The 23,431-nt window shown below is 53.2% G+C and carries 23 protein-coding genes; 6 read left to right on the forward strand and 17 right to left on the reverse strand.

Annotation, left to right across the window (positions count from 1 at the left end; genetic code table 11):
* Nucleotides 1-85: 85 nt before the first annotated feature.
* From IDH45_RS03870 to IDH45_RS03900, 7 genes are all read right to left on the reverse strand, one after another.
* On the reverse strand, nt 86-1,417 hold the full coding sequence (locus IDH45_RS03870) for a putative amidoligase domain-containing protein (RefSeq protein WP_190924885.1): 1,332 nt from the start codon (nt 1,415-1,417) through the stop codon (nt 86-88).
* 148 nt (nt 1,418-1,565) lie between these two features.
* Nucleotides 1,566-2,132, reverse strand: a complete 567-nt coding sequence (locus IDH45_RS03875; protein WP_190924887.1) for an outer spore coat protein CotE — start codon at nt 2,130-2,132, stop codon at nt 1,566-1,568.
* Between the two features lie 706 nt (nt 2,133-2,838).
* The gene (locus IDH45_RS03880; RefSeq protein ID WP_190924889.1) at nt 2,839-3,519 is read right to left on the reverse strand and encodes a FadR/GntR family transcriptional regulator; all 681 of its coding nucleotides are present in this window, start codon (nt 3,517-3,519) and stop codon (nt 2,839-2,841) included.
* A 165-nt stretch (nt 3,520-3,684) separates the two neighbouring features.
* A complete protein-coding gene (locus tag IDH45_RS03885) occupies nt 3,685-4,521 on the reverse strand; it encodes an ABC transporter permease (RefSeq protein WP_190924891.1) in 837 nt (278 codons plus the stop codon).
* Nucleotides 4,522-5,313, reverse strand: coding sequence for an ABC transporter ATP-binding protein (locus tag IDH45_RS03890; protein ID WP_190924893.1), 792 nt, complete (start codon nt 5,311-5,313; stop codon nt 4,522-4,524).
* Nucleotides 5,314-5,335: 22 nt separating this feature from the next.
* Entirely contained in the window at nt 5,336-6,346 is a 1,011-nt protein-coding gene (locus tag IDH45_RS03895; protein WP_190924895.1) for an ABC transporter substrate-binding protein, read from the reverse strand.
* A 156-nt stretch (nt 6,347-6,502) separates the two neighbouring features.
* The gene (locus tag IDH45_RS03900; protein WP_190924897.1) at nt 6,503-8,026 is read right to left on the reverse strand and encodes a carboxypeptidase M32; all 1,524 of its coding nucleotides are present in this window, start codon (nt 8,024-8,026) and stop codon (nt 6,503-6,505) included.
* A 142-nt stretch (nt 8,027-8,168) separates the two neighbouring features.
* Here IDH45_RS03900 and IDH45_RS03905 point away from each other — a divergent pair, with 142 nt between their 5' ends.
* On the forward strand, nt 8,169-8,519 hold the full coding sequence (locus IDH45_RS03905; RefSeq protein WP_190924899.1) for an iron-sulfur cluster biosynthesis family protein: 351 nt from the start codon (nt 8,169-8,171) through the stop codon (nt 8,517-8,519).
* A 75-nt stretch (nt 8,520-8,594) separates the two neighbouring features.
* On the opposite strand, the gene IDH45_RS03910 is transcribed toward IDH45_RS03905, so the two are convergent.
* The 3 genes from IDH45_RS03910 to IDH45_RS03920 are packed head-to-tail and all read right to left on the reverse strand — an operon-like array spanning nt 8,595 to nt 10,367.
* Nucleotides 8,595-9,173 carry a beta-class carbonic anhydrase gene (locus tag IDH45_RS03910; protein ID WP_190924901.1) on the reverse strand — a complete coding sequence of 193 codons (579 nt, stop codon included), beginning with the start codon at nt 9,171-9,173 and terminating at the stop codon, nt 8,595-8,597.
* 53 nt (nt 9,174-9,226) lie between these two features.
* A complete protein-coding gene (locus tag IDH45_RS03915) occupies nt 9,227-9,817 on the reverse strand; it encodes an HD domain-containing protein (protein WP_190924902.1) in 591 nt (196 codons plus the stop codon).
* A gap of 4 nt (nt 9,818-9,821) precedes the next feature.
* Entirely contained in the window at nt 9,822-10,367 is a 546-nt protein-coding gene (locus tag IDH45_RS03920; RefSeq protein ID WP_317891139.1) for a DUF309 domain-containing protein, read from the reverse strand.
* Between the two features lie 227 nt (nt 10,368-10,594).
* Here IDH45_RS03920 and IDH45_RS03925 point away from each other — a divergent pair, with 227 nt between their 5' ends.
* The 4 genes from IDH45_RS03925 to IDH45_RS03940 all read left to right on the forward strand — a co-directional run bounded on the left by IDH45_RS03925 (nt 10,595) and on the right by IDH45_RS03940 (nt 14,144).
* Entirely contained in the window at nt 10,595-11,014 is a 420-nt protein-coding gene (locus IDH45_RS03925; RefSeq protein ID WP_190924904.1) for a hypothetical protein, read from the forward strand.
* Nucleotides 11,011-11,289 carry a YxcD family protein gene (locus IDH45_RS03930; RefSeq protein ID WP_190924905.1) on the forward strand — a complete coding sequence of 93 codons (279 nt, stop codon included), beginning with the start codon at nt 11,011-11,013 and terminating at the stop codon, nt 11,287-11,289. The genes IDH45_RS03925 and IDH45_RS03930 overlap by 4 nt, the downstream gene beginning before the upstream one ends.
* Nucleotides 11,290-11,429: 140 nt before the next feature.
* Nucleotides 11,430-13,343, forward strand: a complete 1,914-nt coding sequence (locus tag IDH45_RS03935; RefSeq protein WP_190924907.1) for a glycosyl hydrolase family 18 protein — start codon at nt 11,430-11,432, stop codon at nt 13,341-13,343.
* Between the two features lie 303 nt (nt 13,344-13,646).
* Nucleotides 13,647-14,144: a GNAT family N-acetyltransferase gene (locus tag IDH45_RS03940; RefSeq protein WP_190924909.1), complete on the forward strand. Its 498-nt coding sequence runs from the start codon at nt 13,647-13,649 to the stop codon at nt 14,142-14,144.
* A 128-nt stretch (nt 14,145-14,272) separates the two neighbouring features.
* Here IDH45_RS03940 and IDH45_RS03945 read toward each other — a convergent pair whose 3' ends face one another.
* The 7 genes from IDH45_RS03945 to IDH45_RS03975 all read right to left on the reverse strand — a co-directional run bounded on the left by IDH45_RS03945 (nt 14,273) and on the right by IDH45_RS03975 (nt 22,544).
* On the reverse strand, nt 14,273-16,360 hold the full coding sequence (locus tag IDH45_RS03945; RefSeq protein WP_223836365.1) for a thioredoxin domain-containing protein: 2,088 nt from the start codon (nt 16,358-16,360) through the stop codon (nt 14,273-14,275).
* Between the two features lie 146 nt (nt 16,361-16,506).
* Complete coding sequence (locus IDH45_RS03950; protein WP_190924912.1) at nt 16,507-17,166, reverse strand: hypothetical protein; 660 nt, start codon at nt 17,164-17,166, stop codon at nt 16,507-16,509.
* A gap of 327 nt (nt 17,167-17,493) precedes the next feature.
* Nucleotides 17,494-18,474, reverse strand: a complete 981-nt coding sequence (locus IDH45_RS03955; protein WP_190924914.1) for an SPFH domain-containing protein — start codon at nt 18,472-18,474, stop codon at nt 17,494-17,496.
* Nucleotides 18,475-18,495: 21 nt separating this feature from the next.
* Entirely contained in the window at nt 18,496-19,293 is a 798-nt protein-coding gene (locus IDH45_RS03960; protein WP_397326967.1) for a TPM domain-containing protein, read from the reverse strand.
* Entirely contained in the window at nt 19,290-20,327 is a 1,038-nt protein-coding gene (locus IDH45_RS03965; protein ID WP_190924916.1) for a TFIIB-type zinc ribbon-containing protein, read from the reverse strand. The genes IDH45_RS03960 and IDH45_RS03965 overlap by 4 nt, the downstream gene beginning before the upstream one ends.
* Before the next feature lie 27 nt (nt 20,328-20,354).
* Entirely contained in the window at nt 20,355-21,038 is a 684-nt protein-coding gene (locus IDH45_RS03970) for a PspA/IM30 family protein (protein WP_190924918.1), read from the reverse strand.
* A gap of 207 nt (nt 21,039-21,245) precedes the next feature.
* Entirely contained in the window at nt 21,246-22,544 is a 1,299-nt protein-coding gene (locus IDH45_RS03975) for a purple acid phosphatase family protein (RefSeq protein WP_190924920.1), read from the reverse strand.
* Between the two features lie 143 nt (nt 22,545-22,687).
* Between IDH45_RS03975 and IDH45_RS03980 the strand changes: the two genes are divergently transcribed.
* Nucleotides 22,688-23,371, forward strand: a complete 684-nt coding sequence (locus tag IDH45_RS03980; protein WP_190924922.1) for a Crp/Fnr family transcriptional regulator — start codon at nt 22,688-22,690, stop codon at nt 23,369-23,371.
* Nucleotides 23,372-23,431: the final 60 nt, after the last annotated feature.

Genomic DNA, 23,431 nt, shown 5'->3' on the forward strand with positions numbered 1-23,431 from the left:
CCGTTATAAAGGTTCTTTCCCAGAAAGAATTGAATCGTATGAACATCTTAATAGTTCTTTCCAAAAAAATTGATCCTTCCGCTCGTCAGCGCTCCTTCCACGGGCCTATTTTCCAGCCCATCCGGATATCGCGGGACTCGTCCCAGCTTATTCCCAGATGGACCATTCGTAAGAACGGGGACACCATATGCTCATACCGCCGGTAACCGGCAAGTTCGTGCAGTTCGTCGATGAGCGGCTTCACCGCGACCGCCAGCTTTGGTTTGTCGCCCTCGTAATAGGCCCGGAGCAGTTCGAAGTTCCGCAGCGGCCTCTGATGAAGCTCGCGATAAGAAGAAGAGAGCAGCGCAGCGAGCCCCAGCACGCCCTTCGTGATACCCGGGGTGACGAGCCAGCTGGGAAGCGTCCGGTATTCGAATCCTCCGTGCGGCTGGCGGCGGACATCCCCCGGCGCGCCGTACCGGGGACGCCTTGTCTGCGAACGCCCGTCTTCGATCAGCATGAGCGGCAGCGCCAAGTAATTATCCAGTACGCGCAGCAGCGAACTGTTCAGCCACAGGCCGCTCAGATGGATATGACCGCCCAGAGCAAAGCCTCTGGCAGGCATTCCTCCGGCCAGCCATCGCATCCCCGGCCGATCGGGGATATGTTCGGCTGCACGGTACAGCGCTTTGCGGATCGAAGCGAACAGCTTTCCCGGGTCGGGGCTGGGATCAGGCCTCAGTTCGGCGAGCGGATACAGCAGCCGTTCCCCGATCCGCACATGATCGCATCCGGCAAGTCCCCGTCTCGGAAGATACGCGGATGCCGGCACAACTTGGCCTTCAGCGTTCATAAGCAGAAATTCCGGGTCCGCCCCCAAAGTGGCGTCAAGGCTTCTCCCGCTTTCCTCCACCCTTCCTTCGCGATATTTCGCCAGCGCCGCACCGAACGCCAATGCGGCAGATTGCTCCAGCTCAGGATACGGCTCGACTCCGAGCAGAACCGGCTTGCCGTCCGCACCGATCCCGATGTCAACGACGCCGTAATCCAGCCCCAGCATATACAAGATCCGGCCCGCTGCTTTCTCGGCCCGTTTCAGCCTTTTGTCGAGTCTGTCTTCATCGGCGGCGGGTTCCCATTCTCTCTCGTATGTAGGCGGCAGAAAACCCCTCGCGAACCGCGACCCGGATACCGGCTGCAGCCCTTCAGCCGTGAACACATCGCTGGTTACGGAACGGTAGGCCGCTATCATCTCCAGATGAAACAGACAAAACCGGTAACGGCGGGTGACGGCCCGCATCGTTCCGGTTGTCGATAAGTCCGAGTAGCCGAGCAGACCCGGCAGAGAGATCAACAGCAGCGGATTCCGCGCCGCCTCCACCGCCTCCCTGCCGTTCAGTCCCAGCCGCTCCGCTTCGGTGAACAAGACGTCCATCCGGCCACCTCATTTCCCCCATCTTTAGCAGATCGGAGCTTCTTTCAGCCCCGGTGCAGGAGCTAAAGCCTAATCTTACGTTCCCGATAAAAAAGAGGGCGGATGCCCCCTGGCGAAACGTCCTCTCCCGCATAGTATAACGTAAGTATTAATTCACATCGTCGTCGAGCAAATCCGGATCGAGATCCTCATAATCGCTCTCATCGTGGCTCGCGAACTCGACTTCTTTATCGAGATCGTCGCAGCCGCCCGGGCACACGGAGACGCACACCTTCGTCTCAGCGATCATCTCCACCTGGAACTCCCGCTCCACCCGGATGACGACACCGTTGCCGGAGGACGAAACGCCCGCTTCCACACAGTTCGGGTCTTGCGTTGCGACCGCAGCGACCTCCACTGTAGAAGCCCTATGTTTCGGATCAAGATACGACAGCGGTACTAACTCGACGTAAGAGATTGTCTCTTTCGCTACGTCTGTGCTCTTGTTTTTGTCGTAAGAATACCAAATGTTGATATCGTAAGTACCTACCACCTCGATCCCGTCGTTGCCTCTAACCGCCTCATACTCGTGGTTAATGACCCAGGCGCCAAGAATACTCGACGGATTGTGTGGCGGAGTTACGGTATGCGTCACTTGCGAAAACTTACGACCTTTGCCGCATACAGCTTTCGTAATGATTTCTCTGCAATTCATATCTCTATGTGCTATCGACATCCTGCAAACCTCCTCCATGACAAATCATTCATTAAAAGTGTATGCAGGACATTCGTCTAGGGTGACAACATTTTTTAGGTTCGGCCCACAAATTGTATTTCCAAAATATCTCTTTCCCTTTATTCCAATCCTATTGTTCCTCCGGGATGTCCTATGCACAATTCCGCCCGGCTATTTCTCATTCCTGAGCAGAGAGCAAATAAACCGTCCGGAAAACGTCCGGACGGTCCTTTGTCGTTAAGCCCCTGCGTTGGTGCGCAGGGAGGGAACGGATTCCCCATGTCCTGCCGTTCACCCACAATCGTGTTGCAGATCCGGGACAGGACGGCAACGTCCGGCTTCCCGTCTCCTGTAAAGCTATTTACGGAAGTTTTACTTCCGTTACGAGTTGTTCGCAGGTGAAAATCGACGTATAGCGGAACATTTTGTTCCGTTATTTCCGGTTCAAACGTCTCTATCACCTTAAAAATCCAAAATTAAGGAAACGAAACTTCCGCTGTCGCGTGAAAATGGCGTTCCTCGCAGGAATAAAGGAAAACACTTTTCCGCTACACGTTGGACAGCCGGTGATTCATGTTGCGTGCCACCAATAGTAGTGTCCGAATCGCTCCGTTCTTGTTTGCTTATCCTCCGTTTTTGAGGCCCTCGCTTTCCTATACAAAAAAAAGAGCGGCTGCCCGCTCCTTTCCTGTATTCTTTCCTCTCCTTAGCCTCCGACGTACTTCTTAAGCGGCACCAGATGCCGCTCCATCTCCGTCTTGGCACTCTCTATGTTTTTTTCCCGAATATACCGCACAATGTTGCGGTGCTCCTCGAGCGATTTTTTCGTATCCTCTACATTGCCGAAATGGCTTTCGCGGATTTTGATAAAGAAGTTATTCAGCACTTCGCTAAATTCGCAATACGTCTCGTTGCCCGTCGAGCGGAACAAAGCCCGGTGGAACTGCAGATCCTCCTCGATCGGAAGCTCGCCTTTTTTAATTCTGGCCTCCATTTCGCGAATCCATATATCCATCTCGCCGATCAGTCTCAGATCGTACAGCTCGATGGCCAGCTCTACTGCGCCCAGCTCCAAAATCCGGCGTGTTTGCAACAGCTCCTTGATGATCCGGTCTTCCCGTTTCCAGCGGAAGCTGACCTGATCCAGCACGGGCTTCAGCGACGCTCCGTCCACATAGATGCCGTCACCGGGCTTGATTTTGATCAATCCGACGGTCTCCAGCGATTTCAGAGCTTCCCGTACGACAGTCCGGCTCACCCGCAGCGATTCGATCAGCTGTTTCTCCGAGGGCAGCTTGTCTCCCTCCTTCAGCCCTTCCTCCAAAATGTGAGTTTTGATTCTCTCCGTTACCACTTGCGACAAGTTTACTTTCTCCGGTATTTCCAAGACGCGCTCTCCTTCGCTTAGCACTCGGCTCCTGTTGGTTGGACCATATGATCCAGGCTTATGACTAATTTATCGATTCCTGCCGAGGTTGTCAACGGATTCCGCAGAAAATCCGGTTTTTCCCGCACGAAAAAAGGGAGCGGCTTCGCGCAGCCTCACTCCCTCTCACTTCCGGTTCATCCTCGCTTCGAAGTACGCGACGATCTGATACATGACGGTTGCGACAATTGCAATGATCACCAGACTTCCAAGCACAAGCGTAAAGTTGAACACCTGGAAGCCGTAAATAATCAAGTAGCCGAGCCCTTCCTTGGAGACGAGAAACTCGCCGACGATGACGCCGATCCAGGCCAGACCAACATTCACCTTTAAGGTGGATACAATCGTAGGAAAGGATGCCGGCAAAATAACTTTCCGGTACGACGCGGCTCTCGAGCCTCCGAACATCCGCACCACCTTTACATAATTCGCGTCCACTTCCTTGAAGCTGGAATAGACGACCAGCGTCGTAATAATGACGGTAACCGCCAGCGTAATGGCGATGATCGACATCATATTCGGTCCGAGTCCGACGATGAACAAAGGGCCGAGCGCCACCTTCGGCATGCTGTTCGCTACGACGATGTAAGGGTCGAGCACTCGCGCCAGAAATGGCGACCACCAGATCAAGGTGGCCACCCCCGTTCCGATCAGAGTGCCTAACACAAAGCCGATTCCGGTTTCCAGCACCGTCGTCCACACATGCGGCAGCAGCGTGCCGTCGGCGATCTTATCCGCAAGCAGGGTGGCAATTTTACTAGGGTAGCTGAACAGCAGCACATCGATCCATTTGAACCGTCCGGCCAGCTCCCACAAGCCGATAAATAGGACCAGAATGGCGATCTGGGTCGTAATCACGGCAACGCTTCTGCGCCGGTTCCGGCTGCGGTGCTGCTTGTAAATGAGTTCCGGCAGGCCGGACGTCTCGCCGACATCCGCCGTTTGCCCGTGTCGAGGGGTCATTTACGTCTCCCTCCTTGCTTCCATCTCTTCGAATTCGTTCCATATCTCGTTAAACAGCGAATGAAATCCCGGCAGCTCCCTTGCTTTCATCGGACTCGCTTCGCGAATCGGACCGTAAATGCTCATCTCCCGCCGAACCTGTCCCGGGCTGTGATCGAGCACGATAACCCGGTCGCTCATCGCGATCGCTTCCGTGATATCGTGCGTTACGAGTATGGCCGACTTGCGTCTGGCTCGCAGCGTATCCAGTACAAGCTGCTCCAATTGGAGCTTCGTCTGGTAATCGAGGGCGGAGAACGGCTCGTCAAGCAGCATAATGTCGGGCGAGGTTGCCAGTGTTCTTACCAGTGCGGCCCGCTGCCGCATCCCTCCTGACAGCTGATGGGGATAACGGCTGACGACATCGGCAAGCCCCATCTCGCCGAGCATCCGAGATACGTTTTTTTTGTGTTCGGCCGTCACTTTCCCTTGCAGCTCCAGTCCGATACAAGCGTTATCGAGTATCGTTCGCCACGGAAACAAATAATCGTGCTGCAGCATATAACCGACCTTCGAAGAAGGACCATCCACCGGCTGGCCGAACAGTTGCACATGACCCGCCGTCGGTTCGATCAGTCCGGCAATTATAGATAGCAGAGTCGTCTTGCCGCAGCCGCTCGGGCCTACCAGACTGACGAATTCCCCCTCTGCCAGCGTAAGGCAGACCCGGTCGACCGCCAGTGATGCGCCTTTGTCGGATACGTAAACGTGAGTCACATCGCTTAGGACGACCGCAGGTTTCTTATCCGTCACTTGCAGTCACCTTCCTTCGGCGTCACTTTTTGGCGGACTCGATCGCCTTCGAAGCGAACGAATTGTCCACCAGCGTCTTGTAATCGGCACGCTGCTTCAGTTCTCCGGCCGACTGCATGACGTCCTGTAGATTGTTCCATTCCTTCTCGTCGACGATCGGATCGGTGGCGAACGATTGCTGCTCCTTGTACCGCTTCACGACCGCTTTGACGATTTCTTTATCGGTATCGGTAAAATACGGAATGACCGCCTGGGCGATTTCATCGACCGATTTGTCGGCAACCCATTGTTGCGCCCGGTAGACGGCGTTCGTAAACTTCTGGATCGTTTTTGCGTTTTTGGTCAGGAAGCTTTTCTTCGTCATGTAGACCGTGTAAGGAAGCAGTCCGCTCTCCACCCCGAACGAAGCAATGACGAACCCTTTGCCTTCCTTCTCGATGACGGCCGCCTGCGGCTCGAACATTTGCACGTAGTCGCCGGTGCCGGACGAGAAAGCCGCCGGGATGTTGGCGAAATCGATGTTTTGGATCAGCTTCAAATCTTTTTGCGGATCGATTCCTTTTTTCTTCAGCGTAAATTCTCCGGCCATCTGCGGCATGCCGCCTTTTCGTTGGCCGAGAAACGTACTCCCCTTCAGCATGGACCAGTCGAACTTGTCGATTTTTTTGCGCGATACGAGAAACGTCCCGTCCGTCTGGGTCACTTGCGCGAAATTCACGACCGGATCGTCGGCTCCTTGCTGATACACGTAAATCGACGTCTCTGACCCGACCAGCGCCACATCAATCGTGCCGGACAGCAGCGCCGTCATCGTCTTATCCCCGCCTGCGGTCGTCGTCAGCTCGACATCCAGCCCCTCCTCCTTGAAAAAACCTTGACTCAACGCCACGTACTGAGGCGCGTAAAAGATCGAACGGGTCACTTCCCCGATCCGAATCTTCGTCTGGTCGCCTCCGGAGCCCGAGCAGGCGGCCAGCAGCACGGGAACGGCGGCCACGATCGCGATCAGGAGACACCTTAACGTTTTGCCCATGGGACAATCCTCCTTCACATCGGTTTGATGCCATCATCATATGCAGCCGCCTAGCGGAGGGTTAATAAGTTGAGACGCGCACACGAAAAAGCCGGTTATCCAATATGGATACCGGCACTTGATCGGATTCGTAGAACCTAGTATGGAAACAATCCGCTACAGTTTGTAGATTTCCTTATATTTGGACTGCAAATAATCGACCAGATAGTCGGGATTGAGCGGCTCGCCCGTAACCCGGGTAATGACCTCATCCGGTGTGAGCAGCTTGCCGTAACGATAAATGTTTTCGATAAGCCAGTTTTTGATCGCCGCGAATTCGCCCTTGGCAACCAGATCGTCCAGATCGCCCAGCGCCTTTTCCATCGTATGACGGATCTGCGCGGAGTACAGGTTGCCCAGCGAGTAAGAAGGAAAATAACCGAAGCTGCCGCCGGACCAGTGGACGTCCTGAAGGACGCCTTCCCCGTCGTTGCTTGGCGTTACGCCAAGATATTCCTTATACTTCTCGTTCCAGTAAGCCGGCAAATCGGCGACGGCAAGCGAGCCGTCGAACAGCTTCTTCTCGATCTCGTAACGGATCATGATATGCAGGTTGTAGGTCAACTCGTCGGCCTCGATCCGGATCAGCGAAGGCTGCACGACATTGATTCCGCGATAAAACGATTCCGCCGAAACCTCTCCGAGACGGTCCGGGTACAGCGCCTTCAGCTCCGGCAAATACCGATTCCAGAACGACCGGCTGCGCCCGATCATATTTTCCCAAAACCGCGACTGCGATTCGTGAATCCCCATCGAGGTGCCGGTGCATAACGTCGTGCCGATCAATTCCTCGGATATGTTCTGCTCATATAGAGCATGGCCGCATTCGTGGATCGTGCCGAACAGCGCGCTCGTGACATCGTCGGTCAAGTACCGGGTCGTAATCCGCACGTCACCTGGGTTCAACCCGGTGGCGAACGGGTGTACGCTCTCGTCCAGACGACCCGCATCGAAATCATAGCCGAGTTCGCCCAGGATGTACCGGCTGAACTTCTTCTGCTGTTCGACATCGAACGATTGCTTCAAAAAGGAAGTATCAGGAACGCTCGCGGATTTCTGAATATCTGCCACAAGCGGCACGAGCTTCTCCCGGAGCCCCGCAAACAGCGGGTCCAGCTTCTCGACCGTCATGCCCGGCTCGTACATGTCGAGAAGCGTATTGTATTTATGTCCCTCATAACCCCACATCTCGATAAACTCCAGATTGGCGGCCACGATTTTTTCCAGAAACGGCTGGAACATGGCGAAATCCGACTTTTCTTTCGCTTCTTCCCACACCGACTCCGCTTGGGAAGTCAGCACGACGTAAGCCTGGTACTTGTCGGCCGGAATTTTCTTGCTGCGGTCGTACTCTTTCTTGCACTCCTCGACGAGCTTGCGGTTCAGCTCATCCAGCTGCCCGAATACGCCGGGCTCCGTCAGTTCTTCTATGTAACGCCCCATCTCGTCCGATACGGACATTTTGAACATTTCCGCGGACAGCTCCCCGATCGCCTCGGAACGGACTCCGACACCTTTTTTGGGCGCGCCGGTGCGCAAATCCCAATACATCACATCCAGCGCTTCGCCGTAACTTTTCATTTTCCTGACATAGCTTCGAAACGACTTCAGCTTGTCGGCCAGCGGTTCAGTTACACTCATCTGTGAATCGTGCCTCCTTCGGAATTTAAGTACGGATGGTTTCATCATACTTGTTCAAGAAAGAGGAAGCAACTTTGGGCCCCGGCCCTCCTGTATGGTATAATAAACGGTCATACGGCACCGAACAGGGGAGGGGAACGAGATGAACATCCAATTTACCGATGAAGCCGCCGCTCATATACGGGATACGTATTTTGCCAAAAGCGCGGCAGGCGCGATCAAGCTTGCCTACGATACGGAAGGCTGCGGATGCGCCGTTAACGGAGTAGCCGCTCTGTGGCTCGTCGACAGTCCGGAGGAAGACGACATGCTGGCGCGCAGCAATGTGTTTACGATCTTTTACGACCCTCGACACGAGGTGTATTTCGAAGAACGGCTGTTTGTCGACAAGCGCGGCGGTGCCGGAGACTTCGTACTAAAAAGCAGCGCGCAAACCTACAATCCGTCCATGAAAGTGATCGACCGCCGCACGTCCGCCGCAAACCGTTTCTAATCGACAGCGGCAATGCCACAGCAAAAAAGAGGCTAACCGGAATCGTGCTAAATTCCCGGAAGCCTCTTTCTTTTTTTATTTCGGCTGTTCAGTCAGCTCGTAGCCAGCGTCGACGACGTCCAGCTTGCCGGTTTTCGGATCGATCACCAGGCCATGGACCGGAATTTTCGGCACTAGCGGATGGTTGCGGATCAGGCTGACGCTGCTTTTAATGCTCTCGCTAACGTCTTCGAAGCCGCGAAGCCATCTTTCGATATGAAGGCCGGAGTTCTCCAAAATTTCGAGCGTTCTCTCCTCGATGCCTCTCTCCAGAAACTTCTGCTTCATCCGCTGTGGATTTAAGTTGCTCATCCCGCAATCGTAATGGCCGATCACGAGCACTTCCTCCGCCCCGAGCTCGTAAATCGCAACAATAATACTGCGCATAATGCCGCCGAAAGCGGTCGATACGACTCCGCCTGCGGATTTAATCATTTTGACGTCGCCGTTTTTGATGTTCATGCTGGCATGAAGCAGCTCGATCAGCCGGGTATCCATACACGTCAGCACGACGAATTTTTTATCGGGAAATTTAGAAGTCATATATGGTTCGAACATATTTTGCTCCACAAAGGAACGGTTGAATTCAATAATTTGATCCAGCAGTCTTTTCATCGCAATAGTCCTTCCTGTGTCAGTATGAGTTTCGCGCTGCAAAGGGCTGCAGCTTACTTTGCAATAAAACCTTTTTCGACAGCTTCGGCGACCAGTCGCTCGGCGTAACTCCACAGCTCCGAAGCTCCTTCGCCGATCTGACGGTTTCTGGCCAGCACCCGGTCGCTTGTGATGCCATGCTCGTTCCACGACTGTCCTTCATTCTCGAAATTAAGCAGCATCGGCTGCAGCCGGTCGACGGCGGAAGCGAATCTCGACTCGCTCGTCTCCCTCGCTTCGAACTCTTCCCATAACGCGATGCATTCCTGCCTCTGGTCGTCCGGCAGAAGGCCGAATATGCGCTGCGCCGCCGCCATTTCGCGGTCATATTTGCCTTCGAGCCCTTTTTCGTCGTAGGCGAACGTATCTCCGGCGTCTATTTCTACGAGATCGTGAATCAATAGCATCTTCAAAGATTTCAGCAAGTCCGGTTTCGGTTCGTTCGCATGCTCATGCAGCATCATCGCCATCATCGCCAGATGCCACGTATGCTCCGCGTCGTTCTCGAACCGCTCCTTGCCGATAATGCGGCTTTTGCGATAAATCTGCTTCAGCTTGTCAATCTCCAGTATGAACCGGATTTGCTGTTCCAGCCTGGCGTTCATCCACTCACCCTTCCGCTTGAATGGCTGCGTTCCGTCTCCGTTCAGCCTCCCTTTGCCTGGCTTCGATCACGTCGCTCCGGTCGCGCAGCGTATGTTTGTGAATCAGATAACGGTTGGCCGAATCGCTCGGCTGCCTCCAGACGAGTCCCCGCTCCCTGCATACGTTCTCGCACAATGCGAGTAAAGCGTCGTCCGTAAGCGGCAAATCCATATCGGTGAAAGGAATCGCATCATCCGAGGATAGTTCCTCCAGCTTGCGCCCTATTTGCTCGCGAAATGCCGGCGCATCGATACCCAGCGACTGCAGATGACGATCATCCGTATTGAGCAGCGACGCCGCCAACATCTTCACGGCGCCTCTCCGGTTGCCCCGCCTGTGGTGGTACAGCGCAACAGCCACTTGGATAAGCCCGACCCAGGTTTTGCTTCTCGGATCGTGAGGGTGTTCCTTCCAGTATTCCTCCAATATTTCGTGACACTCGAACAAGTCGCGATCCGCATGGAAATGAATCAGGTATTCGACGTAAGCTTCGGGATACACGCCGGCCACCGCCTCTCACTTCTAAGTTGGATTCCATCCCTATATTATATCACGATGGTTTTGAACTCTACAATTGGCAGATTTTCATCCGGCATCCGTTCCTCTCGGCGGCTCTGCCGAAAAAATATTTAAAAAACATTAAAAAAAGTTAATAAAAAGCGAAACCGATGCCCAGGCTATTCGTAGTACATAACGCAGTGCAAATTTTAAACGCTTTCCACAGGAGGGTAATTACAATGAAAAAATGGATGCTGGTACTGATGGCTAGCCTGCTGTTCGTAGCATTCAGCGGTGTGGAGTCGGTAGATGCCAAACCAAAAGGCGGCAGTTATAAGTCCGGCAATAAATCGTATTCGCCGACCGACAATGCGACGAAGACCGATCCGGGCAAATCGACGACGAATCCGACTACCCCTGCTACCGCAGGAGCTGCAAAACCCGGCCTCTTCGGCGGCGGCGGCTTTATGAAAGGCTTGATGATCGGCGGTCTGGCCGGCATGCTGTTCGGCGGATTGTTCGGAGGCATGGGCTTCCTCGGCAATATTCTCGGACTGTTGATTAACGTGATGGCGATCGTCGCGCTGATCGTACTAATCCGTTACGTGTACGTGTACTTCCGCGACCGTAACAAAACGAAGAAGAGATTCCAAGAATGATATTAAACGAACAAGAGATCATTAACGCGATCTGTACGCATATGGCCGAACGCAAAGGCGTTCAACCGGCGCAAGTTAACGTTCAGCTGGAATGGGACGAGAGTCTCGGATTTTCCGCTGAGGTTACGATCGACGGCCGTTCCCAATATATCGTCGAAGCGAATATGCTGGAAGCGATCGAGCGGTACATGCTCAGCCATTACGACCGCCGCGTATTCCGCAGTGATCTGGAGCTCGACGTCGAAGACGAAATGTTCTGCAGAATTAAAGAGTAGCCGCCAGCCGGCTGAAGTGGTTGACGCCCCGATTCATCGGGGCGTTTTTCGCGCTTTCTCTTCTTTTTTGAAATCTCGCAACTATTTCCGTTTTGCGGCGTCTGATATAGTGCGAGATTGCGAGAGAAAGAGGTCGAGAGATGACAGGGAAAAGATGGATTGCCGCCTTGCTCGTGTCGGTTTTTATGCTGGCTGCTCCTTTTACGGCCGGCGCCGCCCCGAACAAGACGACGAAGTACCGCGTGTATCAGAACGAAGCCGCATTATCCGAGTTTTCCGATCTGAAGCAAGCGATCGCTTACGCCAACTGGTTCACCCACAGCTACGTCGAGGAAATCGAGACGAGGAACTGGGTCCACCACACGTACCCGCGTTACAAACTTTATCAGTATGACGTATCGCTCCCCGGTTGGGAGTTCGCTACGCTGGAGCAGGCCAAAGCCGTTGCCCAGTATTACGGCCACGCGTCGATCCGCGATATGCAGTCCACCGGCTGGGTGTGGAACAACTACCCGCGCTACCGGCTGTACCAGGGCGGGATTACGCTCGACACTTGGGAGTTCGCCAATTTGAACGATGCGATCAAGGAAGCGACGTATTACTTGAACGCTCACGTCATCGATCTGGAGACGAACCAATGGGTATGGGACAACCTCTCGGCCGCCGACAAGCAGAAAGCCAGAGAAGGAGCCGCCGTTTACCAAGTGTACCAGAAAGGGCAAACGAAGGAAGAATGGAAGTTTGCTTATTTGGAAGACGCCGTGAACGAATCGTTGAAATGGTCCAACTCGATCGTCGTCGACAACTCGAACGGCAAAAAAACCGTCTATTCGAACGAAAGCAAATACAAAGTGTACCAAGGCAATAATCTGATCAACGAATTCGTCAGCATCAACGATGCGATTTATTATGCCCAATGGTTTTTACATATTTCCATCAAGACGGACGGCAAGGAAATTTGGAATAATTATCCATACTATCAAGTCTATCAAAGCAACGAGAAGGTTGCGGAATTCAAGACGATCGGCGAGGCGCTCCAGTACGCCCAGTGGTACAAGAACATCTCGATCCGGACGTACCATGGGGACCGTATCTGGAACAATTTCCGCAAGCTGCTGTTCTGGGGCTGGAACGGCTCCTCGGCCGCCGACACGATCAAGAAGCAAGTGCAGACGACCGCCGGACTCGATGTCGATTCCCCGACCTGGTTCCAACTGGAGGATGCGGACGGGAACTTGAAAGATATGTCGAACAAGGAAAGCGTCGCCTGGCTGAAAAGTCAAGGCCATGAAGTCCATCCGCTCGTAGCCAATCAGTTTAATTCGACGCTGACGACCCAATTTCTCGCGAATCCGGCCGCCCAGCAGAAGTTCATTGCCGCTCTTGTGGGCCGTTCCTCCGATCTGGGCGTGGACGGGATCAACGTCGATTTCGAGAATTTATCCGGCAAAGACCGCAAAGCTTTCACAGCCTTTATCGAATCGCTTACGGCTGCGGCTCACGCCAAAGGATTAAAAATCTCGATCGACTTGCCCCGAGGCAGCGTCAAATGGAACCATCAAACCGCCTTCGACCACGAGAAGCTTGGGGGCATCGTCGATTACATTATTACAATGACCTACGACCATCATTACTCCGGCAGCGACAAGCCGGGCTCCGTAGCGGGACTCGCCTGGGTCGAGGAAGGTGTGAAGGAGTTTCTCGAATACGGGATTCCGCGGGATAAGCTGATGATGGGCATTCCGTTTTATGTGAGAGAGTGGAAAATCAACTCCGCTACCGGAGCGCTCGAGAGCAACCGCGCCATCTATATGAAAGATTTGCCCGCTCTCATCGAATCCAAAAAAGCCGTGTCCGTATGGGACCCGCAATTCGGTCAGTATAAGGTCGAATATACCGAAGGCGAATACAAATACGTATTTTGGCTGGAAAACGAAGAAACCGTCAAAGCCCGCGTAGAGATCGCCAAAAAGTACGATCTCGCCGGGGTGGCCGCTTGGCGGTTAGGGTACGAGACGACAGACGTCTGGAATGCGATTTTGTCGCAAAAATAAGAAAGAGGCGCGCGTACCGCGATTCGAGCTATGGGGATGTCCCAAAAGTGCCTGCACGATCTGGCGTGTCCCCATTTCCAATCGAAAGAACCTCAAATTCCATTGTTACGTGGAAGCTGAGGTTCTTTTTATCGAGGAATGCCGAGTTGAAGCTGCGCAAAATCGCAAGCGACTTTTGGTACAGTCTCTTTTTACCCGCTGCAATTTTTGGCATTGTTTGACTGCACTTTTGGCGTACTTGCCTGGTTCGCCCGATATATACTCAATACAAATACCCCCGAGCGGGGCATGGAGGTATCAACCATGTACAGTTGCAGACCGGCGGTGCCTGCCGACTATCCGGCAATCTGTTCGTTACCGCAAACCGAGGAGGAGCTGTATTTCATGTTCCCTTCCGCAGCTTACCCGCTTACTCCGGAGCAGCTCGATGCGGCCGTGAGAATGCGCTGGCGGCCGACCGTCGTCACGATTGACGGCGTTATTGTTGGATTCGCCAACTTTTACGGCTGGGAGGAAGGCCGTCACTGCCATCTCGGCAACGTCATCGTAGCGGCGGAGCACCGGGGTACCGAGGCGGCGGGCTGCCTCATCCGCACGATGATCGACAAAGCGCGAGATGAATTGAACGTGCCGAGGCTGCTGCTCGTCTGCCATCATACGAACCCTCGCGCGATCTTGTTTTATGACAAGCTCGGCTTTGCCCCGTACGGGTTCAAACGCATGAAGAACCCCCAGGGCGTGACGATCGTGGGCATTTTGATGGGGATGGATCTGGCTTCGGGAGACGATGGGAAGAAGTAAAAGAGATCCGCTCCGCGTGCTGTTATCAGCGTGCAGAGCGGATTTTTGTATCATGTAGAGTATTGATTAAGCTTACCTAACCGCAGAGAAACTTAGGTCGGGTCGTTCAGCTGTTAGACGTCAGGCGGTTACCAGTCTTCCGCGACTCCGTCCAGCAGAGCTTCCAGCTCCTCCAGATCGCCTGTAGGGGATTGGCACGAAAAACCTTCGCACACGTAAGCCGTCACCCGGCCGCCGAGCGCCCTTTTGTCCGCAACGAGCGGGATCGCCGCCCTTACTCTCTCGCCTTCCACTCCATCCGGGATAAGTATGATGATCGCATGTGGCAAAAACCGCTGCCGTACGGCTTCGAGCATCTGCTTCGTATCTTCCCGTGCCGGATCGCCGGCAATGACGATTTCCATCTGAGGGGCTACCGCAAAGTCCAGGGCGGTCAGCAGCATCGAATGTCCGCCCGGGTAACGGTCGGCCGCTCCGGCGAACGTTTGCAATTGCTCGTCGGCTTGTTGCGACAGGACGGCGTCGTAGACGTATTTGGACAAGCGCTGCAAACTGTAGGCGGCGACGGAGTTGCCGGACGGCATCGCGCCGTCGTACGTTTCCTTCATTCGCATGAGCAACTGCTCTGCGTCGTGCCCGTAGAAAAACAATCCGCCCTTCTCCCGGTCCCCGAACAGCTCCAGCATGTCGTGGGCGAGCCCTGAAGCTTTGTGCAAGTAATCCGGGTCGAACGTCGCTTCATACAGCTCGAGGAGCCCCCAGATCAGAAACGCATAATCGTCGACATAGCCCGGATAAGCCGCTTCCCCGTCTCTGTACCTCGCCAGCAGCCTTCCGTCTTCCCGGCGCAGCTTGGACCCTAAGAACGACTCGGCTTTTTGCGCGGCATCCCGGTAAGCCGGACGGTTTAACGCCTTGGCCCCCTTCGCTAGCGCCGCAATCATCAGTCCGTTCCAGGACGTCAAAATTTTATCGTCCTTGTGCGGATGAATCCGCTTCTCGCGATGGTTGAACAGCTTCCGGCGCCATTCGCTCACCCGGCTCTCCAGCTCGGAGACGTCGATGTTTTTCCGGCGCGCGAACGAATCCGGCATTTGCGTAATCCAATTGGGAATATTGTCTCCTTCAAAATTGCCCTCGGCCGTAATATCGAACAGCTCGCAAAACAACTCCCCGTCTTCGGCGCCGAGCACTTCAGCGATCTCCTCCGGTTTCCAGACGTAAAACTTGCCCTCGCGCCCTTCCGAATCGGCATCCTTCGCGGAATAAAAACCGCCCTCCGAATCGGTCATATCCCGCAGCACATACGTAAGAATCTGCTCTGCGACCTCAGCGTACCGGCGGTTGCCGGTCGCTTGATACGCTTCCAAGTAAGCGTTCGCCAGGAGTGCGTTATCGTATAGCATCTTCTCGAAGTGCGGAACCAGCCAGCGTTCGTCCGTCGAGTAACGGGCAAATCCGTAGCCGATATGATCGTACATCCCGCCGCGGTGCATCGCGTCCAGCGTCTTCTCGACCATGTCGAGCGCCCGCTTCTCCCCCGTCCGCTTGTAATATCGGAGCAGCAGCGACAAGTTATGAGCAGCCGGAAACTTCGGGGCGGTGCCGAACCCGCCATACGTCTCGTCGAATGTCTGCGTATAATGCTGAAACGCTTTGTCCAGCGTCTGCTCGTTCAGCTCGCCCTGCAAATTGGAAAGCATCCGCGCTTTCGTCTCCTCAACGATCTGCTCCCCGATCTCCTCCACCCGGGTGCGATCCTCCCGCCACTTGTCCGCAAGCTGCGGCAGCAGATCCATCAGACCGTACCGGTTGTACTTGCGGTTTTTGGGGTAATACGTCCCGGCAAAAAACGGCTTCTTGTCCGGCGTCATGATCACCGTCAACGGCCACCCGCCCTGCCCGGTCATCGCCTGACAAACGGACATATACAAGTGGTCGACATCGGGCCTCTCCTCGCGGTCTACTTTGACCGCTATGTAATGGTCGTTCAGGATCGAAGCGACTTCTTTGTCTTCGAACGATTCCTTTTCCATAATGTGGCACCAATGACAAGTAGAATAGCCGATCGATAGGAAGATTGGCTTGTTGTCGCGCTTCGCGATCTCGAAAGCTTCTTCGCACCAAGGGTACCATTGTACCGGGTTGTATGCGTGCTGGAGCAGGTACGGCGATTTTTCGGCGATCAACCGATTAGGCTTATGATTCATGGGCAAGTGGTCACTCCGTCCTTTCTGTTATTCTCTTATCATATTCGATAAATTACTTCAATGCCATTTTCACCGTTTCCGCCCCCTATCCCCTTAAAGACGCAAAAAGACCGTTTGAGCCCGCGCAATGGTTTTATACGGTCTTTTCGCATTCAGCCCTGTTCGGCAGGACTGTTCGGCTCTCTCTTTCTTTTTTTCGCTAAAAATACCGCGACATTGGATAATGCTTCGAAAACCGAAATGTAGATCACAAAAATATTCAATGTACTAACGCTGAACGCTTCAAGATAGCCGTAGTCCTTCTTACATGCCTTATATTCTTCGAATGTCGAAACGAGGTCCAGACAATCGAAGCTTTCCAGCGAAAAATGAAATAAAAGGGTTAGTAATGCAATCATGGAATAAAAAACGAATTTACTCAAAGGATAAAACACTTTAACTGACATCAGCACAGAACAAAAAAGGACAAGAGCAAAAAGATCCGTTGCCACAACAAGAACGAACTTGATGATTTCAGCTGCCGCTGCTGTGGATAAGTCCGGTCGTTGGGTAAGTATGTGATGCAGCATAAGCTGTGCTGCGAAGCCCATAATAAAAACTCTGGTATAATGAAAATACTTGATAAAATAAAACAAGACCATTAACGCCGCAATTACGATTTTGGCAATTACAATTTCCTTTGCTGCATCAAAATCCGCAAATCCAATAAGTCCAAACGAATAAATGATTAAAATCAGCTTGAGGACGTCGTCCATAAAACGACAAAATGTTGTTCTCCTAAAGTTACTAAAAATTTCTCTAAGTCGCTCCACACCATTTCCCACCTATCTTTCCTTTTTTTTATATTATCGGTGGGGACCTTCAAATTGTTAATAGTTTACTACATTGACAAATTGCCATTAAACGTTCTACGAGGCAAAACTGCAGCTTCCGAATTTAATCCGGAAGTAACACTTCCGTTATCTGTTTTCCGCGGCCGACACGTCAGGGGAACCTCCCACTTTCCAACAGAAAGGACCTCAATCTCCACGGTAAACGTGGAGACTGAGGTCCTTTTTCTCAAGAAAATCGGTTCGAAGCAGGGCTCAAAAATTCGAATGCCTGTTGGGCTAGCCTCTTTTCTGTCGCAGCCGCCTCTATCACCCCAGCTTCTGCCCGCAATTGCCGCAGAAGTTCGCGCCTTCGTTTTTCGTGCCGCAGTTCGGGCAGAAGTTCGGCTTTTGGCCGCTTCCGGAAGAAGAGGGAGCAGCATTCCCCTCTGTCTGCGGCTTCTGGTCTTGATTCATATTTTTCATCATTTCATTCGCTATGTTCATGCCCATCATCATACCGGCCATATCCGCAGCGGCCCCTCCGCCTTTCACGTTGCCCGAGGCGATGCCGTCCGTCATGGAAATTTGCTGATATTTTTGCAAATTGCCGACCATCTCGTGGGAAGCCGTTTTCGTAATCATATCCTGAATTTCTTTCGGATAATTAAAGCTCATCACGTTAAAACCCGTGATCGTCATACCGATATCCAACACCTGCATATCCAGATCTTCGCGGATGCCCTTGGCAATATCGAACGCATTCGCTTGCAGGTTGAACATATCTTTGCCTTCCCGGCTTATCCACTTCATAAGCAGTTGATCCAGCATGGACGTGATCCGGATTTTGACGTCTTCCACGAGATAGCTGTTTTTGACCCCGGCCACCTTATCGATTAGCGTCACATAGTCGTTTACTTTAAAATTAAACGTGCCGTTGGCGCGAATCGGCATGCCGCCCGGAAGCTGGGGAGTCGGGATCATTACCGGATTTTGCGTTCCCCATTTCACGGTAAATTCCTTCGTATTGACGAACAGCACTTCTACCCGCATCCCGCTGTTGAAGCCGAACTTGAATCCTTTCAAAGTCGATAGAAACGGGATAATCTGCGAAGCGACGTTATACTCCCCTTCCTCTTCGAAGATTCCTTCGATTTTGCCGTTATGCAGGAAGATCGCGTCTTGACCGGGACGTATGATCAGCTTGCTCCCCTTCTTGATTTCCCGGTTGCTCCACTTCCAGAAAATCATATCCTCGCGAAACTCTTCCCATTCCACCACATTTGCAAACTGGTTGCTAAAAAAAACCATCGCCGTTCCATCTCCTTCAAGTTAAAATGATCCTCTGCTGCCGCTATGCGAATGGCCGCCTCCGGTAGTTCCGCCGCCTCCGCCTCCGCCCGAGCCGCCGCTTTTCTTCTCGATCTTCTGTCTCGTTGTCGTCGTATGAAGGTACCGGTCGTTTTTGTCCAGAATAGCTGAGGTGCCGGCATCCTCATACGTTTGCCGGGTTACGGTAACGCGGCCGCCCGAATGATAAGCCATCATCCCCACGACGACTCCCGCCAGAACAAGCGACACCGTCAACTGAAACCAGAACTGAAACAAGATGTTGTCCGGATTCACGCCCGGCCGGTATCCCATATAGCGATGAGCAGTCGCAATAAACGTCTCGAAAGCAAGCTCATAATCGCCGCTCGTCAAATCCGAGGTAATCTTGGTACGTATTTTCGTCAGCCGGCCGTCGTCCAAATATTCCTTCGCTTTATAAAAACCGGCCAGATACACTTCGCGATTGCGCATATCCAGCATTAAAATGGCAGCATTGCCGTGAGGCTTGTCGTAACCGGGCGCATGCTGATCGTAAAAGTCCTGCGTCATCTTCTTTACGTCGCCATTATCGGCGTTTTTGGAGGTGACGATCAGAAAGTCGGTCTCTCTCTCGCCCCCGTATACGCTCGCCAGCTCCGTCAGTTTGCCGATTTGTTCTGGGTTCAGCAGCCCGGCTTCGTCATAGATCAATGGCTTCTGAACCTGTGCAGCCGCTTCGCCCGGTATCGCCACCAGAGCAAACGCCGCGAACAAGGCGAGGAACATCAAGGCGAACGCAGTCGCTCTAGTTCTGTTCACCAGAATCCTCCTCCCATCGACCAGGAGATCAGCTTCAGGGACAGCAGAGAAATCCCGGATATGCCGGCAAACCAGGCGGTCACCTTCGCCTTGCTGATCGGCGGCTTGCCGACGACTTTGCCGGTCTGCCCGTTCATCGCAAACGTATGCTCCAGCCTGTTGTAGTCGTAATGGACAACCCATACCGGAAGCAGCACATAGTCGGCACGGACCGACCGGGTATCGATCTGCTTGTTCGTATAGTTCACGCTCGAATATCCGCTCATCGTGGATTGTATGTAAGCATCGATATAAGAACTGATCTTTTCTTTAACCCGCGGGAACAGCTCCTTATCGGTATAGCTGTACTTTTCTGCAATATAACCGGCAAGATACGGCGTTTTAAACGATTTCAGCTGATTGTATGGAAACGGCTCTAATTTATCCATCAGCTCGTCATTCATTTTCGCTGCGGCGTCGATCGGCACTTTTACGTAATTCAGCCGGATGTTCCGGTACACATCGAAATGCGACGTTTCCGTAATATGGTAGTCGCCTCGGGTATAGCTTTTTACTTTGGTCGCTTTCGCCTGGACCTCGATTTGATTATTCAAATCGTACAGCCAAAACGGCACATAGATGCCGGTGATCCCTTTGATCCGATCCGCCGTCATAAACCCTTTCGGCGTCAGCAGGCCGTTTCGGCACCATTTCCGGAACGTGGTCATCGCTTCTTCCTTGCTAATCGCGAAAGGAATGACCTGGGCCGGAGCGAGCTTGCCGGTCAACCGGTCGCCAAGCACGACGCCGGAGCCGCAAAAGCTGCATGTCGTAGCGGTCGTCTCCGCTTCCGTCAAGATGACGGCGCCGCAGCTGTTGCAGTGATATTCTTTGGCCTCATCCCCGGTAAACGTCGGGTTCGCCGCAGCAAGAGGATCGGGCAGCGTCTCAATATTGTCTTGCCGGCCGCAGCTGTGACAAGACAACATCCCGGATTCGCTGTCATACACCATGCCGCTGCCGCAGTTTGGGCACTTGTAGTCGATTACCTGCATCTGTTCACCTCATGCGCGAAGAGACTGTTACTCGTTCGGCTTTTCATTCTCCTTGATGACAGCCCGTTCCTCTGCCGCCTTCGTGCCTGCGCTCGTCTGTTTCTCGAACTCGGCGAATAATTCGTCGATATCTTCCTTCTGTTCTCCCCGGAGCTCGGCTACAGCCATAGCTTCATAGTAGGCGCTGTTGACCTGATATTCCAGCTTATCGAACGCCGACCCGTCGCGGCCTCCGACCGGCGAGCCCGCTTCGTTGATTCGCTGCTGCGCTTTGGCCGCCGCCATTCGCGTCTTCAACTGAAGACGGCGCTGTTCCAGCCCGCTAATGTCGGATTCGAGTTTGTCCTTCATCTGCTTCATGCTTGCCGCGTTCGCAGCCGCCAAGTCGTATGAAACTTGCAGCCGGGCCGATTTCTCGATGAGCGGCGCTTTTTTCTCCAAAAACTTTCTGGCGTCGGCATCGCTGCCGGCCTCCACGGCCTTCTCGGCATAACGTTGCAGCTTGGCGATTTCCTCCGTACATTCATCGAGCGCCCGCTTCGCTCTTCGCTCGTCGGCCAGAACCGAGGCCGCCTCCGCCTTGACTTGACCCAGGTCGACGTGCGCTTGACGCATGAACGCATCGACCGCTTGTTCCGGATCTTCGGACTTCTCCAATAAGGCCTGAATATTGCTTGCCATAATATCTTTAAATCGCGACAATATCCCCATACGAACCTCCTGCGATTTCATGTTTTGTATTATAACTTATAATACTTCGATTTGGGCCAAAAGGATTCATTTTTTCGAAAATGCTTTGCTGCAAACGGTCCTAACGGGAAAAAACGCCCTTTTCGGCGCGTTTTCTCCGGTCCTGTCCTCTACTTCATCTCCCAATTCCCTTATAAGCGGTTAGCCAGGCATACTTGGAGTCTCCCGCTATTGCCGCGGAATATCGACAGAGTCCAGCCGTTCTCCCTTCACATCGTAAGCCTGGTAGGACAAAGTATCCCCCTGAATGCGGATGGCGGCGAACATCTGATTGCCGTTCTGAAAATGAACCCGGTGATAGAACTGGTCGTCCTTTTTCTTGTTGAATTTGGGACCGGACGTATTGAGGGTCACATAAACGGTGCCTCCGGATTCGACGATCCGCCCTTCCTGAAGCGGATACGAGCGGGAATACTCGTGATTATGGCCCTGCAGTACAAGATCGACGCCGTACTTGTCAAACACCGGCACCCAATGCTTCAGCACGGATTTATCCTGATTTCCGCCGTAAGCCGGACGGTGAATGGACACGATCGTCCACGCTTTATCGCTTGCATTCAAGTCCTTTTCGAGCCACGCCGCCTGATCCTTTACCTTCGACTCCGAATTTAGCATAACGAAATGGACCGGACCGTAGTCGAACGAATAACTCGTCCCGGGAATGGAGCTGGGCGAGCCGTTATCCGGCACCATAAAATGTGAGACAAACGCATCCGCTTTTTTATCCACCTCTTCATGGTTTCCGGTGACAGGCATTAGCGGATAACTCGCTACCCAAGGACGCGCTTTTCCTAGTAAATGTTTCCAAGCCTCGGGATCTTCCGGATTTTCGGTCAGATCGCCGTTATGTACAACAAACGCCGCATCGGGAAACTGCCCGAACGCTTTGTCGAGCGTCCGTTTCCATAGTTCAAAGTCACGCTCCGTCACCCCTTGCGAATCGGTGACATTCAGGAAGGTGAACGCTTCGGTTTTCGTCGGTTCCGTCGTAAAAGCTGCTGGCTCGCTCCAGCCTTCCGTACTCCCGTCTCCGACCCGATACCTGTATCCCGTACCCGGCTCCAGGCCGACCGCTTCCGTTTTGTGCACGCCTTGGGACGAACCGTCGATCAGCTCGAGGATAGTCGTCGTTCCCTGGAACGTGCGTACCCCGGACCCTTCAAATGAAGCGTTCCCCGTATCCTGGACTACCTGGAGGACGGAAGCCGCTTCCGTACTTGCCGTATGCCAGGTGAAGGCGCGGCTCGTTTTCGGATCGCCCCTGAACGTTGTTACAAGCGAAAACGGCTTTGCCGATTCAGCTCCGGCTCCCTGCTGCGGCTCCCCGGCCTCCTGTCCTAACCGGCTCGGCTGACGTTCCGGCACCCGGCCTTCGTTTTGCTCCGGGCCAAAGTAAATAAGCAGCGCCGCCGCCACCAGTACGGCCAACAGCGCCCCGAAGATCCAATATCCGTAAACCCGATTCATAGACTCCCCGTCCTCTCCCATCCAGTCTGTTCATTGTACCTTACGGGACGCCAGTATTCCATTCATTGGATTACGGGCTGCAAACAACAATGATATAATCGTGAGTAAATAGCAGCACAGACCGACGGGGAACAGGAGGAACCATGGATAAAATCGAGTATTTGTCGCAATTTAATTTGCTGCGTTCGCTATCTACGGAAGATCTGACCGAAATGGACGAGCTCACTTCCATCACTACGGTTCCAAAACATACTTTTATTCAAACGCCCGAAACGTTTACCGAACGGTTATACTTCGTGAAAAAAGGGAAAGTCCGGTTGTACCGGCTGAGTCCCGACGGGAAGCAGTTCACGCTAGATCTATTAAGCGAAGGAAATGTATTTGGCGAAATGAAGGGCATCTCGCTGGGAACTCGCGGGTTGTTCATTGAAACGGTCGAGGAAAGCGATATTTGTATGATGGATACGGAGCGTTTCGAGAGCTATTTGTTGCAGCGGCCGCGCTTTATGATGAACATGATCCAAGTGTTGAGCGATCGCCTGGCTCATTTGAGCAGCCTCGCTTTCAATCTGGCTCTCGGCAATCTGCACCAGAAAATTTTGCATACGGTCGTAATGCTGTCCGAGCAGTTCGGTTATCAAAATGAAGGAGAGTATTGCAGGATCGATATCCCCTTGTCCCATCAGGACCTTGCGAATAGGGTAGGTGCGAGCCGGGAAGCGGTGACGGTAGCTTTGCGCGAGCTGTCGGAACAAAAGGTGATCAAGACCGGCTTCAAAACAATCTCCATCCAACGTGAGAAGTTGTTTGCTTTGAACAAACATTAGGAGTTGTAACCTGCCTTACATCTTTCCTTGCGAAAATGAGTTATCGTAGGTACAGCTCCA

It is taken from the genome of Paenibacillus oceani (assembly GCF_014705615.1).
In the GTDB taxonomy this organism is placed as follows: Bacteria; Bacillota; Bacilli; order Paenibacillales; family NBRC-103111; genus Paenibacillus_AB; species Paenibacillus_AB oceani.

Coding starts and splice junctions, on each gene's coding strand:
- IDH45_RS03870 (WP_190924885.1), bottom strand. CDS start 1,417: ATGGACGTCTTGTTCACCGAAGCGGAGCGGCTGGGACTGAACGGCAGG.
- IDH45_RS03875 (WP_190924887.1), bottom strand. CDS start 2,132: ATGTCGATAGCACATAGAGATATGAATTGCAGAGAAATCATTACGAAA.
- IDH45_RS03885 (WP_190924891.1), bottom strand. CDS start 4,521: ATGACCCCTCGACACGGGCAAACGGCGGATGTCGGCGAGACGTCCGGC.
- IDH45_RS03895 (WP_190924895.1), bottom strand. CDS start 6,346: ATGGGCAAAACGTTAAGGTGTCTCCTGATCGCGATCGTGGCCGCCGTT.
- IDH45_RS03900 (WP_190924897.1), bottom strand. CDS start 8,026: ATGAGTGTAACTGAACCGCTGGCCGACAAGCTGAAGTCGTTTCGAAGC.
- IDH45_RS03905 (WP_190924899.1), top strand. CDS start 8,169: ATGAACATCCAATTTACCGATGAAGCCGCCGCTCATATACGGGATACG.
- IDH45_RS03910 (WP_190924901.1), bottom strand. CDS start 9,173: ATGAAAAGACTGCTGGATCAAATTATTGAATTCAACCGTTCCTTTGTG.
- IDH45_RS03915 (WP_190924902.1), bottom strand. CDS start 9,817: ATGAACGCCAGGCTGGAACAGCAAATCCGGTTCATACTGGAGATTGAC.
- IDH45_RS03925 (WP_190924904.1), top strand. CDS start 10,595: ATGAAAAAATGGATGCTGGTACTGATGGCTAGCCTGCTGTTCGTAGCA.
- IDH45_RS03930 (WP_190924905.1), top strand. CDS start 11,011: ATGATATTAAACGAACAAGAGATCATTAACGCGATCTGTACGCATATG.
- IDH45_RS03935 (WP_190924907.1), top strand. CDS start 11,430: ATGACAGGGAAAAGATGGATTGCCGCCTTGCTCGTGTCGGTTTTTATG.
- IDH45_RS03940 (WP_190924909.1), top strand. CDS start 13,647: ATGTACAGTTGCAGACCGGCGGTGCCTGCCGACTATCCGGCAATCTGT.
- IDH45_RS03955 (WP_190924914.1), bottom strand. CDS start 18,474: ATGGTTTTTTTTAGCAACCAGTTTGCAAATGTGGTGGAATGGGAAGAG.
- IDH45_RS03965 (WP_190924916.1), bottom strand. CDS start 20,327: ATGCAGGTAATCGACTACAAGTGCCCAAACTGCGGCAGCGGCATGGTG.
- IDH45_RS03970 (WP_190924918.1), bottom strand. CDS start 21,038: ATGGGGATATTGTCGCGATTTAAAGATATTATGGCAAGCAATATTCAG.
- IDH45_RS03975 (WP_190924920.1), bottom strand. CDS start 22,544: ATGAATCGGGTTTACGGATATTGGATCTTCGGGGCGCTGTTGGCCGTA.
- IDH45_RS03980 (WP_190924922.1), top strand. CDS start 22,688: ATGGATAAAATCGAGTATTTGTCGCAATTTAATTTGCTGCGTTCGCTA.